The 14,835-nt window shown below is 65.2% G+C and carries 13 protein-coding genes and 1 pseudogene; 5 read left to right on the top strand and 9 right to left on the bottom strand.

Annotated features, from left to right (window positions below):
• Positions 1-6 precede the first annotated feature (6 nt).
• The gene (locus tag ACA027_RS00290; protein ID WP_370680418.1) at positions 7-1,515 is read right to left on the bottom strand and encodes a M81 family metallopeptidase; all 1,509 of its coding nucleotides are present in this window, start codon (positions 1,513-1,515) and stop codon (positions 7-9) included.
• A gap of 83 nt (positions 1,516-1,598) precedes the next feature.
• Between ACA027_RS00290 and ACA027_RS00285 the strand changes: the two genes are divergently transcribed.
• Complete coding sequence (locus tag ACA027_RS00285) at positions 1,599-2,456, top strand: MurR/RpiR family transcriptional regulator (RefSeq protein WP_370680417.1); 858 nt, start codon at positions 1,599-1,601, stop codon at positions 2,454-2,456.
• 47 nt (positions 2,457-2,503) lie between these two features.
• Here the strand turns inward: ACA027_RS00285 and ACA027_RS00280 are convergent, their stop codons facing one another.
• From ACA027_RS00280 to ACA027_RS00270, 3 genes are all read right to left on the bottom strand, one after another.
• On the bottom strand, positions 2,504-3,799 hold the full coding sequence (locus ACA027_RS00280; protein WP_370680416.1) for a M20/M25/M40 family metallo-hydrolase: 1,296 nt from the start codon (positions 3,797-3,799) through the stop codon (positions 2,504-2,506).
• A 208-nt stretch (positions 3,800-4,007) separates the two neighbouring features.
• The gene (locus tag ACA027_RS00275) at positions 4,008-4,451 is read right to left on the bottom strand and encodes a GNAT family N-acetyltransferase (protein WP_370680415.1); all 444 of its coding nucleotides are present in this window, start codon (positions 4,449-4,451) and stop codon (positions 4,008-4,010) included.
• An 83-nt stretch (positions 4,452-4,534) separates the two neighbouring features.
• Positions 4,535-5,815, bottom strand: coding sequence for an MFS transporter (locus tag ACA027_RS00270; RefSeq protein WP_370680414.1), 1,281 nt, complete (start codon positions 5,813-5,815; stop codon positions 4,535-4,537).
• A gap of 67 nt (positions 5,816-5,882) precedes the next feature.
• Here ACA027_RS00270 and ACA027_RS00265 point away from each other — a divergent pair, with 67 nt between their 5' ends.
• Complete coding sequence (locus ACA027_RS00265; protein ID WP_370680413.1) at positions 5,883-6,764, top strand: helix-turn-helix transcriptional regulator; 882 nt, start codon at positions 5,883-5,885, stop codon at positions 6,762-6,764.
• Between the two features lie 1,211 nt (positions 6,765-7,975).
• On the opposite strand, the pseudogene ACA027_RS00260 reads toward ACA027_RS00265, so the two are convergent.
• Positions 7,976-8,710: pseudogene (locus ACA027_RS00260) on the bottom strand (class I SAM-dependent methyltransferase); the annotation flags it as partial.
• On the opposite strand from ACA027_RS00260, the gene ACA027_RS00255 reads away from it, so the two are divergent.
• From ACA027_RS00255 to ACA027_RS00245, 3 genes are all read left to right on the top strand, one after another.
• Positions 8,709-8,906, top strand: coding sequence for a hypothetical protein (locus tag ACA027_RS00255; protein ID WP_370680412.1), 198 nt, complete (start codon positions 8,709-8,711; stop codon positions 8,904-8,906). The pseudogene ACA027_RS00260 and the gene ACA027_RS00255 sit on opposite strands and share 2 nt — an antisense overlap.
• A gap of 71 nt (positions 8,907-8,977) precedes the next feature.
• Positions 8,978-9,577 (top strand): tetratricopeptide repeat protein, encoded by a 600-nt coding sequence (locus tag ACA027_RS00250; RefSeq protein ID WP_370680411.1) that lies wholly within the window; start codon positions 8,978-8,980, stop codon positions 9,575-9,577.
• Between the two features lie 54 nt (positions 9,578-9,631).
• Positions 9,632-10,462 (top strand): hypothetical protein, encoded by an 831-nt coding sequence (locus ACA027_RS00245; RefSeq protein ID WP_370680410.1) that lies wholly within the window; start codon positions 9,632-9,634, stop codon positions 10,460-10,462.
• A gap of 53 nt (positions 10,463-10,515) precedes the next feature.
• Here the strand turns inward: ACA027_RS00245 and ACA027_RS00240 are convergent, their stop codons facing one another.
• The 4 genes from ACA027_RS00240 to ACA027_RS00225 form a co-directional block, all read right to left on the bottom strand.
• On the bottom strand, positions 10,516-11,541 hold the full coding sequence (locus ACA027_RS00240) for a LacI family DNA-binding transcriptional regulator (RefSeq protein WP_370680409.1): 1,026 nt from the start codon (positions 11,539-11,541) through the stop codon (positions 10,516-10,518).
• Positions 11,542-11,669: 128 nt separating this feature from the next.
• Positions 11,670-13,055, bottom strand: coding sequence for a GH1 family beta-glucosidase (locus ACA027_RS00235; RefSeq protein ID WP_370680408.1), 1,386 nt, complete (start codon positions 13,053-13,055; stop codon positions 11,670-11,672).
• Between the two features lie 246 nt (positions 13,056-13,301).
• Positions 13,302-14,225 carry a ParB/RepB/Spo0J family partition protein gene (locus tag ACA027_RS00230; RefSeq protein ID WP_370680407.1) on the bottom strand — a complete coding sequence of 308 codons (924 nt, stop codon included), beginning with the start codon at positions 14,223-14,225 and terminating at the stop codon, positions 13,302-13,304.
• Positions 14,226-14,228: 3 nt separating this feature from the next.
• Positions 14,229-14,783, bottom strand: coding sequence for an RBBP9/YdeN family alpha/beta hydrolase (locus tag ACA027_RS00225; protein ID WP_370680406.1), 555 nt, complete (start codon positions 14,781-14,783; stop codon positions 14,229-14,231).
• Positions 14,784-14,835: the final 52 nt, after the last annotated feature.

Raw genomic sequence — 14,835 nt, 5'->3', positions numbered from 1 at the left:
TTGTTGTCAGGAAAGAACTGCGACACCGCTGCGCAGCTGTTGGTAGATGCGCTCTGGCGCCGGATCACCCGGTTGCCGAAAGGCATCCACGTTCAAGATGGTCTGGGCCCATGGACCAAAGGCAGCCCGAAAGTGCACGCTGCTCTTGAGCGACAGCACCTGGTAGTCGTCGGCCGAGACTCCGGTGCACATCAGCGCCCCGGGGTCCAGCGCCTGCACCGGCAGGCTGGCCACGATGAGCTCCACCGCCCCCCAGCGCAGCCTGGCCGTGGGACCTTGGCGCACTTCCCGGCCCAGCCACATGGCACCGCTGCAGCGGTAGTGGCCATCGCCCAGCGCCAACACCCGCATGACCACGGGCAGGTCACGGCCCGGCAGGTCCACGGCGATCTCCGCGCCCACGCCCACGGCATGCGCCTGGCTGGCCCAATGCGGCAGATTCAGCGTCGCCACCAGACTGCGGGGAATGGCGGCGTCATGCAGGGCGCACAGCGTGGCCAGGTTGTCGGCCGCGCAACCCGCACCCGGGTTGTCGGCCACATCCGCCAAAATGCTGCGCTCCTGGGGCCGCAAGCGGGCCACGGCCTCGCTGGGGGCCCACAGCGCAGGCGCCAGTGCGCTGCGATAGGACTGCAGCCGCTCCATCAGGCTGCGCAGCGCCTGCTGCGCCACATCCTGCTTCCCCTCCGGGGCATAGACCACCAGCGAAGGGCCGGTGTCGGGCGTATCCGCCAGCACAAAGCCGCCGCAGAACGCCACGTCCACGGCATGGCGCCGGGCCGCTATGACGCAGTCCTGCATAAAGGCGCCCATGGCACCGTCCCCCGTGTACTGCCCCGCCAGCGGAATCAGAAATGCGGCCTGGGCCCAGGCATGGCAGCCGGGGGCATCGGCCATCAGCCGCGCCAGCATGCGGCGTGCCGCGCGCTGGCCGGTTTCGAACATGTCGATATGCGGGTAGGTGCGGTAGGGCACCAGCACATCGGCATGCTCCACCATGGCCGCGCTCACATTGGCGTGAAAGTCCAGGGTGGCCACCAGCACACATTGCGGGCCCAGGCAGGCTCGCAGCGCGGCCAACAAGGCGCCTTCGCAATCGCGTTCACCCTCGGCCACCATGGCACCGTGAAATTCGATCAGCAAGCCATCCAGCGGCCCGGCCTGTGCCACGGCCTGCAGCACCTCGGACTGGATGCGCTGCCAGGCCCCAGACTCCACCATGGCCGAAGGTGCGGCCGAAGCCCGGTACAGGGGCACCAGCTCCAGCAAACCCGTAGGCAGCTGCGGCTCCAGCACCTCCAGCATGCCGCCCATGACGCTGCGCGTGCCGCGCATGGCCCACAGCGCATCGCCCTGCATCAAGGGCTCGCGGTCTGCGGGCTGGGCAAACGCGGCATAGCGGGTGCTGCCGGATTCGAAGGTATTGGTTTCATGCACCACCCCCAGCAGCCCAACGCGGCGGCGTGGGGCATGGTGAGGCTGTGGCGTGTGAAACAGATGTTTCTTTGAACTCATATCAAGAAACAATAATATGCATCAAATTCAAAACATGCAACGAGTGTTGCACCAGCGTCGCAAAAAGCCCTAAGCTCGGCCCCATGGATTTGATGCACCACATCGCCGAAAAACTGCCCACCCTCGGTGCGGCCGAACAGCGCCTGGCAGAGTTTGTCCGCGCCAATCCCCACAGCGTGGCGTTTGTGTCGGCCCGTACCCTGGCCGCGCAGGCCGGTGTCAGTCCTGCCACCGTGGTGCGTTTTTTTCCACGCCTGGGCTATGCCTCCTATGCCGAGGCCCAGCAACAGCTGCAAACCACGCTGGCCGGGCAATACGAGGCACCGGGCCAGCGCCTGACGGGCGATGGAGCCCCACGGGGGGCCTTGTCCGTTGCCCAGCAAGCGCTGGAGCAGGACATGCGCAACCTTCAGGCCATGACGCCCTTGCTGCAGTCGCCCGGCTTTGCCCAGTTGCTGACCTGGCTGAGTACCTGCCAGGGCCGGGTGGCCGTGGTGGGAGGGCGTTACAGCCGTGGCCCGGCCCAGCTACTGGCCAACCAGCTGGCCGTGGCCCTGCCCACGGAGCTGGTCGACCCCGAGCAAAGCGCCTCCGAGCGCCTGCAGGACTATGGTGAAAACGATCTGGTGCTGTGTCTGTCCGTGCGCCGCTATTTGCGCAGCACGCTGGAGATTGCACGCTGGCTGCGCACCCGGGGCGTACCCGTGGTGGCCTTCACCGACGATGCCCTGGCCCCGATCGCGCTGCACTGCGATCTGCCCCTGGTGCTGCCCACGCAAGGTGCGGCGCTGTTTGACTCCTACACCGCCTTCACCGCCCTGGGCAATGCCCTGGTGGGGGAGCTGAGCCTGTCGCGCCGCACCACGGTGACGGCACGTGCCCAGGCCCGCGAGCAGCTGGATGCCCAGCTGGGCCTGTACCCCGGCAAGCCCCGCAGCTGAGTCGCCCCCTCCCTTTCGCCGCGAGAAAGAGGGGGAAAGACGCGCTCTCAGGGCGCGCTTTGCTTTGACAGATCCTGGATCATGCGCACCGAGAGGTACAGGCGCGGAACAATGGTGTTGATCAGCACATATTCCGCGTCATTGGAGTGCGCGCCATAGCCCGACAGACCAAAGCCCTCGATCACCCCGCCCTTGGACTTCAGCGCGGCAAAGGCAGCATCGGTGCCGCCGCCGGTGGCCTTGTCCATCACGGTCATGCGCAGCTGCAGCTCCTTGTCGTAAATGCTTTGGGCATGCAGGGCCAGCTTGCGCGCGGCCTCGCTGGCTTCCAGCGGCGGGCGGCGCACTTCGAACTTCAGCGCCACCTTGCTGGCGGGCAGCAGCTTGTTGCCCACCTTGGCCTGCATGGCTTGCTCCAGCGCCGTGAAGTCGGCCACCTTGAGGGCGCGCGCATCGGCCTGGGCCGTGGCCTCGGCCGGGATCACATTGCGGTTGGTGCCGGCCTTGGCCACGGTCCAGTTCAGCTTCAGGCCTTGCTCGGGCTTGGACAGGTCCTGCATCTGCAGCAGTTGGTGTGAAAGCTCGTACAGCGCGTTCACGCCGTCTTCGGGCTTCGCGCCGGCATGCGAGGCCTTGCCCTGCACCTTGAGGTAGGCCGCGCCAATGCCGCTGGTGGCCAGGCGCACGCCGCCATCGCTGCCGCCGCCTTCGTAGGAGAACACGGCATCCTGCTCGGCCCCCAGGCGGGTGATGGTGCTGCGTGCACCGGGCGAGCTGATTTCCTCGTCACCGTTGATGAGCACGGTGAGTTGGCCATAGTCGTCTATGCCTTGCTTTTTCAGCAGCTCCACCACATGCAGGATCAGGGCCACGCCCTGCTTGTCGTCGGCAATGCCCAGGCCATAGGCCTTGTCGCCCTCGATGCGAAACGGCTGGTCCTTGAGCATGCCGGGCAGATAGACCGTGTCCATGTGGGCGATCAGCATGATGCGGCTCTTGCCCTTGCCCTGAAAACTGGCGTGCACCATGGGGCCGACCTGCTCGGGGGTGTCGTCCAGGCGGTAGACATCGGTGGGCGCAATCACCTCCACCTTGCCGCCCAGGGCGCGCAGCTTGCCGGCCACATAGTCGGCGATTTTCTTCACGCCCTCCACATCCTTGCTGCCGGATTCGATATGCACCAGATCGCGCAGCGTATCGAGATAAGGTTTTTGCGCCTGCTGGGCCTGCAGGTGCAGGTCGGCCTGGGGGGCGGCATGGGCCTGGCCCATGGCGGCGATGCCCCAGACCAAGGCCAGCGCTGCCACGCGGTGCAGGGTGAAACGGGGGGGAAGTGCGTGCATGAGATTTGTCTCCTCAACAGTCCATCAATGAAGTGCGGCTCTGCCTGCTATCGCCGCAGGCATGGGCACAGCCACAACTTAACAGCCCATCGGCTTGCTGCGGCCCAGATCGGCATAAAAAAGAGAGCGCCTGTTGCGCGCTCTGCTTGGCGTTGGCTATTGAACGCTGTCCCAAACCCAGGGTGCATGCGCAGGCCATGCTCCTTTTTTATGTACCTGGTCGCGGAGCGGGCTGCGGCCCGGCCAGCAGCAGATAAGGGCCGTCCGGCCCGGTGACCTGTTCCTGCACCGTCCAACCCAGGGCTTGGTAGAACTGCAGCGCGCGCGCATTGGCCGTGAGGCATTTGAGCGTGGCCCGGGCAGCGCAATGGTGAACGCAAGCCGCCAGCAGCGTTCGGCCTATGCCTTGTCTCAACCATGCAGGATGGACAAAAAGATGGTGCACAAAGCTGTCTGGCTCCCAGATGGCGGCAAAGCCCACGGGCATGCCATCGACCAAGGCCACCAGCACCCACTCGCCCTCGGTATGGGCATCAAAGTCTTCCGCCTGGTGTGGGGCCGACCAGGGAAAGGCCATATCCCGCGACGCCGCATACAGCGATCGCAGCGCCGCCCTGTCGCCTTCCTCCCATGCACGCAGTTGCAAGTTCATGGCTCCAGCATAGCTGCCGCAAACAAAAAGGGAGCGCCTTGTGCGCTCCCTGGTTCGGTCTTCGCTATCTACACCTCGCAGACTCAAGCTGGACGCGTGGTGATTGCTCCTTTTTTGCGCTTCTCCACCCCGTCGCCCACGATCACGGCCGACACCACGCTCAGCGCCATGGCCAGGGCCGAGCCGTAGAAGATGCCCAGGTACATCTGGTGGTCCAGCATCCAGCCAAACACCGGGGCAGCCAGGCAAAAGCCCAGGTCCAGGCCCGAGTACACCGTGCCGTATACGCGGCCGGTGGCGCCTTCGGGGGCAGCGCGCTTGATCAGCATGTCGCGCGAGGGGCCAGCCAGGCCGGTGCCCAGGCCGGCGATCGAGGCCACCACCACCGCGCCCATGCCCGACAGCCAGCCCGTGCCCACCAGCGCCAGCAGTACGGACGAGCCCAGCATGCAAATCGAGATCACCTTCTCCAGCCGCTGCACACGGCCCACCAGAAAGCCACCCACCACCATGCCGGCGGCACCACACAGCATGTAGCCGGTGACGATGAAGGTCGTCACGCTCAGTGGCAGGTCGTACACGGCATGCAGGGCGGGGCTGGCGGAGTTCTGGATGGCGCTCATGGCGCAGGTGCTCCAGAAGAAAAAGGAGAAGCACAGCCACACCGAGGGCAGCTTCAAGAAGGCCATGGCGTGCTCCGGCTTGGCGCTGGCCGCACCGCTCTGGGCCACGGCAGGCTTGGCCTGGTTGCCAATGGCCAGCGGGTCACGGTCGTCCAGCCAGCGGCGGTTGACCACCATGATGGCCAGCACCAGCGCAGCCCAGGCCGCGCCACACAGACAGGCCAGTCGCCATGAACCCGTGGCCATGGTGATGCCCGCCATGAACACCGGGGCCATGGCCCAGCCGATATTGCCCGACAGGCCGTGCACCGAGAAGGCATGGCCTATGCGCTTGGGCGATACGCGCTTGTTCAGGATGGTGAAGTCCACCGGGTGGAAAGGCGCGTTGCCCAGGCCGGCAAAGAACGAGGCCAGCAGCAGCATGGCGTAGTTCTGCGCCATGCTGGCCACCACCCCGGCCACCACAAAGCTGGACAGCGCGGCAAACAAAATGGGCCGTGCACCCACCCGGTCCACCAGAAAGCCCGACAGCATCTGCCCCGTGCCAGAGACGATGAAGAACAGCGACACCATCACCCCCAGCTCCGAATAGCTGTAGCCAAAGTCGGCAATCAGCCAGGGGAACAGCGGCGGCAGCAGCAGGTGAAAAAAGTGCGACGAACCATGGGCCAGGCCGATCAGGCCGATGGTGCGGGCATCCTGGCGCAAGTCGCCGGCAGAGGTGGGAGCGGAGGCAGTCATAGGAGGGTGATCTTAGGCAGGACGGGCGCGTCTGAATTACGATAGACAGCCAATTTCTGTTGAAAACATGCCAAGCACCCTCGCGCGCCCCTTGCAGGTCGGCAAGGCATCCACCTATGTGGACAGCCTGGCGCCCCATTTGTACATGCCCACGGCGCAACGGCCGGTGCGTGCCAAATGCCGCTGGCTGGCGGCCGACACCCAGGTCAAGCCCCACCAGCACCCCTGGGCGCAGCTGGCCATCTCCACCACCGGCACCATCCGCCTGACCGTGGCCCAAGGCACCTACATCGTGCCGCCCTCACGGGCACTGTGGGTGCCCCCGGGCGTGGTGCATGCTGTGACCATGGTGGGCAGCGCCGATCTGCGCACCCTGTACTTTCACCAGCCCGATGGCCGCTGCGGCCCGGATGTGGCGCCGCAGGCCGAAGCGGCCTGGCGCCAGTGCCGCGTGCTCAACGCCTCGGAGCTGCTGCGGGCCGTGGTGCGCGAGCTGTCCACCGAAAGCGATGAGCAACTGCCGCTGTCCCCCGAACAGCGCAGCCGCGAACACCATCTCAGCGCGCTGCTGCTCGATGAGCTGCGCCGCGCCAGCGCCGTGCAACTGGGCGTAAACCTGCCGCAGGACAAGCGACTGCGCAGCCTGTGCGAAGCGGTGCTGGCCGACCCCACGCGCTACGCCACGCTGGAAGACTGGGCGCGCGACACCGGCGCCAGCCCGCGCACCGTGGCCCGCTTGTTCCGCCAGGAGCTGGATAGCAGCTTCACCCAATGGCGCCAGCAGGTGGTGCTGACCAAGGCCGTGGCCATGGCGGCCCACCGGCACTCCATACAGCACATTGCCGCCTCTTTGGGCTATGGGCCCAGCGCCTTCAGCGCCATGGTGCGCAAGACCATGGGCATGTCGCCCTCGCGGTTTTTGGGGTTGCATGCCGGTGACGCCCCCTGAGGCGCTTTGCGCCTTCCCCCTCTCTCGCGCAAGCGCGGGAGGGGGACGACACCGGCGCGGCGGGGCGGCCCTTGCGCGGTGTCCTCATCTAGGCCGCGCCGGTTGCACACAACACCTGTTTTGCTAGCAGCTATCGCCCATACAGACAGGCTTTGCTTATATTTTCACCTGATTAGCTACATACCTCAGATGAAGCTCCACTACGAATTGCGCTACAGCGCGGATATGACGTTCTGAGGCCGGGACTCGCCCCGGCAGGCGACTTCATTTTCTTGAACGCTCAAGAAAACGGAAGCAAAAGAAACCGCCCCTACTGCCCATGTCCCTGCGCTGCGGGCAAGCTCGGTGCTCGATCCCAGGGCGGTGCCGCAGAACTCGCGGCGCGGCGTGGCCGCTCTGCTCAAACATGCTGCGGCAAGCTTGACCACGAAGCAGCTGTGTCCTGCGGCACAGCTGCCCGCCCCGGGCTCTGTGCGCCAAGCCATGGGCAAAAGGGGGGAACCGAATACCGGCCCTGCGTGGACGGCGCTGCTGGCGAACCCTATCTCTAAACCCTCAATGCCCGGTGCTTCGTCACACTGCTGGCGCTGCGGTTGTTCCCCCTTCTATACACGCCTGCGGCGCACAGCACACAGGGCCGCATGGCTGCCGTAGGACAGCCATGCTTCGTCAACTGACTTGCCGCGGCTGTTCGAGCGGAGCGCTGTAAGCGCGTAACGAGTTCTGCGGCAGGCCCTGTGTGCTGGGTGACGCAGGTTGCCCCGGCGCGGTAGCGCTGGGGTCGGGAATAGCAGGGGCGCATTCTTCGCCTACCTTCTTGTGCGAGCAAGAAGGTAGGTCGCTCGCCGGGGCGAGTCCCGGCTTCGGAATATCACTTCACAGCAGTGCCTGAGACAAGTATCTAATCAGGTATTTTCAATAGCAAAGCTTTTGTCAGACTGCATAAGAAGCTATCAATTTTCATAGCTCGCGACAGGCCGGAATGCACCTTGGGTCCCGGTCAAACCAAGCAGCACCAAGGCCAGGACCATCCCACAAAGCAGGCTTTACTTGCGCAGCCCCCAGAGGCGGCGCTTGGGTGCGGGAGGGGGCTCGCGGTGCTTGAGCCTGGGCGGCTCGCGGCGCGGGTAGATGGCATGCCAGGCCTGCTCGGCGGGAGACGGTGGTGCCTGCTCCAGCGCGGCCTGTGCCTCCTCGGCAGCGCCGGGCCATAAGGGCAGCTGGTAGACATGCAAGGTATGGCCTGCGGCGGGCAAGCTGGCCAGCGCCGGCAGGTCAGGGATGGGGAATTCCAGGCTCACCAGCCAGCTGCCGCTTTGCATCTCACCCGCAGCCTTGAGCGCGGCCCGCGACATGCTCTCTGGCCGCTGGAACAGATAGACCATGTCATAGCCACCCCAGTCCTCTGCCCAGATATCACCATGGCGCACGCGCGCCCAGGGGCAGCGCCAGGCACTCAGCCAACGCAGCGGCCAGCTCCACTCCACCCCTTCCAGGCGAGCCTGGGGGTAGGCGGCGCGCAGCGCCTGCAGGCCGTCGCCCAGGCCGCAGCCGGCATCCAGCACCCGGGCCCCTTCAGGCAAGGTGACATGGGCCGGCAGGCCCTGCAGCGCGCCCGCGGGCGTGGGGAACACGGGGGCATCGCGCCAGGCATTCAAGGGGTAGACCAGCAGCAGCAATGCCAATGGCAGCAGCCAGGCCCAGGCCGGCAGGCCCACAACCCCCACCACCGCCAGCGACAGCGGAAAACCCAGGGCCACCATGCAGCGGCGCCACCAGGTCTTGCCCAACAAGCTGGCCGCCGTGCCCAGCACGCAGCCCACAGTCAGCGCCAGCCAGACCGGCAGCACGCGACCCAACAGCAAGAACGCGGCCCAGGCCGCAGCCCAGGCCAGCAAGGCCGGAAGCGGCCAGATCAAGGAGGGCAAGCGTAGAAAGGCAGACATGGCATATACCCGCGATAGCGGAAAACAGATCACGGCAAGGATAGCCGTTGGCATGGTGGGCGGCGGTCTGTCCGTGGTGCTCTTTGTCACAGGCCGTCTGCCCTGCTCGCGGCACACCAGCGCTGCCACGGCGGAACAATTGAAACACTATGTTTCAGCCAGCGTACAGCAAGCTGAGAACACAGTGAACCCGTGAATAGCGTTTTGCTACCATCGGTGACTTTTTCAGTTTCCGTTCATAAACACACCACCCATCAAGGGAAGACTATGCGCCAGATTTTGTGGACCGGTCCTTTGTTCACGCTTGCACTGCTGGGCTGTGCGGCGCAGTCGCCGGCAGACCAGGTGACCCGACCGGAAGTCGTGCGCATCTGCCAGGGCAATGCCTGCGCAGACCAGCACCGCAGCACCGCGACCTTCCAAGGGACGCCGGTGGATGCAGAGGCAGAGCGCCGCATGCAGGCCCTGGCGCAGCTGGCCGAGCGCGATCCTAAGGCCGCCTATGACCTGGGCATGCGCCTGCTGCGCGGTGATGGTGTGGAACGCAACAGCTACCAGGCCATTGAATGGCTGCGCAAATCGGGCGATGGCGGACACCTTCCCGCCCAAGTGGCCCTGGGCCGCATGTACCTGACCGGCGTGGAAGAAATGGGTGCCGACCCTGGCGAAGCCGAGTCCTGGCTGGACCGCGCCGCCGCGCGTGGCGACAAGGAATCCCAGCGCCTGCTCAAGGAGGCCCAGGCCGCCAAGCAGGACGAGCAACGCCTCTACCAAATTCGCGACACCTATCGCAAATCCTGGGGTGGCTGGTATTACAGCGTTCCCTACTACTGGGTCTGGGGACCCAGTGGCTGGTATCTGCGCTGAGCAGCAACCTCTTTCGTTTTCTATTCCATCCCTTTTTTCACGAGTTATCCATTTATGTCCAAGACCACTTCTTCCCTCCGTTGGATTGCACTGGCTGCATCGCTGGGCCTGGCAGGCTGCGTCACCCCTGGCGGCGGCACCATCACCACCGGCAACGCACCCACGGCCGCCACGGGTGCTGCTGGTGGCGCTACCAGCGTCAACGCCAACCCCTCGCTGGAGCGTTGCGATGCCCCCCTGGGCACGCTGGCCGTGGACGATGGCCGCGGCAAGGAGTGGTATGCCAGCTTTGGCGCTGCCACCAAGATCACCTCCATCGAGCCCCTGATCCGTCTGGCCGTGCAGCAGTCCAACTGCTTTGTCATCACCTCCATCGGCAACAACCGCACCGAAAGCAAGCTGGCCAACATCACCGACAAGCAGCGCAACTCGGGCGAATTCCGTGCCGGCTCCAAGCAGCAAAAGGGCCAGCGCGTGGCCGCTGACTACTTCATGGAGCCCTCCATCATCATCGACAACGACGCCACCGGCCAACTGGCTGCCGGCGTGGGCGGCCTGTTCGGCAGCGTGGGCGCCCTGGTCGGCGGTGCCATGCAAAGCAAGGTGTCGGTCGTGACCCTGTCCATGTTCGACATCCGCTCGGGCGTGCAGATCTCCATCTCCGAAGGCAACGCCACATCCACCAACTTCGGTGCAGCCGTGGGCGCGCTGGGCGGCGGTGCAGCAGCCGGTATGGGTGGCTTCTCGCGCACTCCCGAAGGCAAGGCCACCGTGGCTGCCTTTATGGACGCCTACAACAACATGGTGATTTCGCTGCGCAACTACAAGGCGCAGGAAGTCAAGGGCGGCCTGGGCCGCGGCGGCCAGCTCAAGGTCGGCAAGTAAGGCCTCAGTGCTCTCTGAAAAAAACCTCCTTCGGGAGGTTTTTTTGTGGGCACTCAGTGCAAGGGGGGATGCGGCCCTGCAGCCACGGAGTCGCGCCACACCAGCTGCGCAGGAAAGGCGCGCAGCACCGGCAGATCCAGCCCATAGCAGCGATTGATCAGATGGCGGCAGCCGTTGACGGCCACCGCGCACATGGGCATCTGCACCGTGGTCAGCGGCGGCACGCCATAGGCTGCTACAGGGCTGTCGTCAAAGCCCATGACCGAAACATCCCGGGGCACGCGCAAGCCGGCCCCCGTGAGTCTGGAAATGGCCCCGATGGCCATCTCATCGTTGGCACAGAACAGCGCCGTATAGTCGCGCCCGGCGCCCGCAAGCAGGTAGTCGGCGGCGGCATGGCCGCTGGCAAAGCTGAAATCACCGTCAAAGCGCTGCGCGGCCTGAACCACCACGCCATGGCGCGCCAGCTCCGCCTCAAAGCCCGCCACCCGGGCCAGGTTGTCGGGGGCATGCTGCGGGCCTGCTATCAATGCCATGGCACGGTGGCCTTGCGCCAGCAGCGCCTGCGCAGCCAGTCTGCCGGCCTGGGCGTGGTCCACCGAAAAACACTGCTCTGCCAGGCTGGCCACATCGCGGTTCAGCACCACCATCTGCCCTGCACGCTGCTGCAGCGCGATGAAGTCGGTCTCTTGCAGCGCATGGCTGAGCACGACAATGCCGTCGCATTCCCGCGCAATCAGAAAATCCACACCATCCAGAGCCTGCTGACGCGCATCACCCTGTCCGCAGCCACTGGCAGCCACCATATGGCGCTGGACTGCGCGCAACTCGGCATCGATCGCCGCCAGGATGGCCCCGTAAAAGGAGCCGGTGAAAGTGGGTACATAGACACCCAGCATGCCCACGGACTTCAGCGACAGTGCTCGCGCGATCATCGATGGACGAAACGCCAGGGCATGTGCTGCAGCCTGCACACGCTCCAACGTATCTGGGGCGATGGCGCCACGCCCGGAGATCGCGCGAGAGGCCGTCCCCACGCCCACCCCGGCCAGTTTCGCCACATCCTTGATGGTCGCCATCTCGTCTTCGCCCTCGCTTGCTGAGAAAACGCAGATGCTACAGGCCGTGGTCTTTGAGGTCGAAACGGCTCACCAGCAGACCTGACTCTCCAGATCGAGCAGCGACAGGATCTGGGGCGCCCATGGGCTCAAACAATGCCAGCCGCGCGTTCGCGCAAAAAGGCCTGCAAGCCCTTAGCACTGCGCTTCAACGTGCGCTCCTGGGTGCCGTAATCGACATGGACCAGACCGAAGCGCCGCTCATAGCCATAGGCCCACTCGAAGTTGTCCATCAGCGACCAGACGAAATAGCCGCGCACATCGACTCCCGCAGCCATGGCGTCGTGCACGGCCGCGAAATGGCGCTGCAGATAGATGACGCGCTGGCGGTCCTCGATGGCACCGTCCACCACCATATCGGCCGAGGCCAGGCCGTTCTCGGTGATCACAATCGGCGGCAGATTGGCATAGCGCTGGCGAAAGCCGACCAGCAGCTCGGTAAAGGCCTCAGGAGCCACCTCCCATCCCATCTGGGAGCGCTCCACACCGGGGCGGCAGACTTCGACAAATCCGTGGGCTCCGTCGCTGCGCAAGGTGCTGCGGTGGTAGTAGTTGATGCCCAAGTGATCCAGGGGCTGGCTGATCAGTGCCATGTCGCCCTCCAGCACCAGGGGCTCGGTGCCCGGCCACAAGCGGAACAGCTCGTCCGGGTAGCGGCCTTCAAGCAGCGCATCCAGCACCCAGGCGTTTTGCTGCACCTCGAACAAGTGGGCTGCATCGCGGTCGGCTGCGCTGTTCGGGTCTTCGGGCATGCCTCTGCCGATGTTGACCACGATGCTGCGCTGCGCGCCCGGGTCATTGGCTTTCAGCGCAGGCTGCGCCAGGCCATGGCCCAACAGCAGGTGGTGCATGGCCTGGGGCGCGTACCGCGGCTGCCGGAGCCCGGGTGCGTGGCGGCCATGGCTGTAGCCCAGATAGGCCGAGCACCAGGGTTCGTTCAGCGTCGACCAGGCCGTGACACGCCCTTGCAGGGCCCGGCTGATCTTGTCGGCGTAGTCGGCAAAGCGGTAGGCCGTGTCGCGGTTCAGCCAACCGCCACGGTCTTCCAGATGCTGGGGCAGGTCCCAGTGGTAGAGCGTCACATAGCGCTGCACGCCCAGGTCGGCCAGACGATCGAGCAGGCGTCGATAAAAATCCACACCCTGATGGTTGAGCTGCCCATCCAGGCCTATGACACGCGGCCAGGCAATGGACAGCCGATAGGCATCCACGCCCAGGTCGGAGATCAGATCCACATCGGAGGCCCAGCGACGGTAGTGATCGCAAGCCATGTCGCCGGTGTCACCGTTGAGCACCTTGCCAGGCGTTGCGCAGTAGGTATCCCAGATCGAAGGCAGGCGACCATCTGCACGGGTCGCGCCTTCGATCTGGTAGGCGGCAGTGGCCACTCCCCAGGTGAAATCGGGGCGCCACATGGGAGAGTTGCGGGGCGGTGCCAGCTGTGTCGACGGCTTGATCAGGGCTGAAAGAGTCATGTCGTGCTTGGCTGTGGTGGAAAGAACGTGGAGATCGATAAGGTGGAACCGATTCCAACATTCCATATGCCGACAAAGCACAGCAGTTACCCTGAGGCCCTGTATCAGGTTGTGGCCAACAAAGCGTCAACCAGAGAGCGCTCACAAACATCACGAAACAAACAGAGCAGTCCGAGGCGTCCAGCCATTCTCTGCGACCCATGAAAAAAGCCTCCATACGGAGGCTTTGATATGGACAGGGTCAAATCAACCGCGCAGGCGCTCGATCAGGCCGTTGAGCTCATCCAATGAGCCAAACTGTATGGACACCTCACCCATGTCCTGCACCTTGCCGTGGCGCTTGACGCGCTTTTTGACCCGCACTTCCACCTGGGCCATCAGCAGGTCGGACAGCTCCTCTTCCACGCGCTGCACATCGCGGGATTTGGCCACTTGCTTGGCCTTGGCTGCGGCCGTGCCATCGGCCTCTTCGGTCACGCGCTTGACCAGGCTTTCGGCCTCACGCACGGACAGCTTGCGCACGGCGATCTGGTTGCCCGCCGTGATCTGGCCGGCCTTGCCCAGGGACAGCAGCGCACGGGCATGGCCCATGTCGATATCGCCGGCCATCAGCATGGTCTGCACCGGCTCGGCCAGGTTGAGCAAGCGCAGCAAATTGGAGGCGGCCGAGCGGCTGCGGCCCACGGACTGGGCGGCCTGCTCATGCGTCAGTCCAAACTCGTTGACCAGACGCGCCAGACCCTGGGCCTCTTCCAGCGGATTCAGGTCTTCGCGCTGGATGTTTTCGATCAGCGCCATGGCGGCAGCGGCCTCGTCGGGCACATCGCGCACCAGCACGGGCACGCTCTCCAGCCCGGCGATCTTGGAGGCGCGAAAACGCCGTTCACCGGCAATGATTTCGTACTTGCCGGCGTTGTCGCCCTGGGTCAGCTGCCGCACCAGGATGGGCTGCATGATGCCCTGGGCCTTGATGCTTTCGGCCAGCTCGTACAGCGCGCCCTCGTCCATGCGGGTGCGCGGCTGGTATTGACCGGCCACCATCTGCGCCAGATTCAGGCTGCTGGGCAGGCCGGATTGCACGGCCTCGGCCTGCGCGGCCTTGTCATCCACCTTGGGGCCCAGCAAGGCTTCCAGGCCACGTCCCAGGCCCTTGGGTTTCTTGGTTGCCATGGTTTAGTTGTCTTTCATCAGGTTCTGCAGCAGGGCATGGCCGACATCCCAGTCGCCCAGCCCGCTGGCGGTGTTGATATGGCCGGCAGCGCCTGCGTCCACCCACTGGCTGCCCCAGGCCTTGGCGAAGGCCTGGGCGCGCTCAGGGGTGCAATAGGGGTCGTTCTGGCTGCCCACCAGCACCGAGGGAAAAGGAAGCGGCTGCAGCGCCACCGGCGCCCAGCCCGGCAGCTGCTGGCGCAGATCCTGCTGTTCCACATCGCCCGGCGCAACCAGCAAGGCGGCCCGCACCTTGCTGCGGGCCAGCGGGGAATGCGCGGCCCACCAGGCCGTCAGCATGCAGCCCAGGCTGTGTGCCACCAGCACCACGGGTGCCGGTGCGTCCACCAGCTGGTCCTGCAGGCGCGCCGACCAGTCCCCCCGCAGCGGGCGCTGCCAGTCATGTTGCGCAAGGCGCTGGTAGCCCCAGCGTTGCTGCCAGCGGCTTTGCCAGTGGCCGGCGTCCGAGTCCTGCCAGCCCGGCAGCAGCCACACATCGGAAGGGTTGAAAACGGTCATTGCTTGCGTTTTGATAGCTGTTCGCGCGCTCTGCACCTGCGCAAAAAGCCTT

Origin of the sequence: Comamonas sp. GB3 AK4-5, assembly GCF_041320665.1 — a bacterium.
Lineage (GTDB): Bacteria > Pseudomonadota > Gammaproteobacteria > Burkholderiales > Burkholderiaceae_C > Comamonas.
This window is presented reverse-complemented; position numbering and strand designations above follow the sequence as displayed.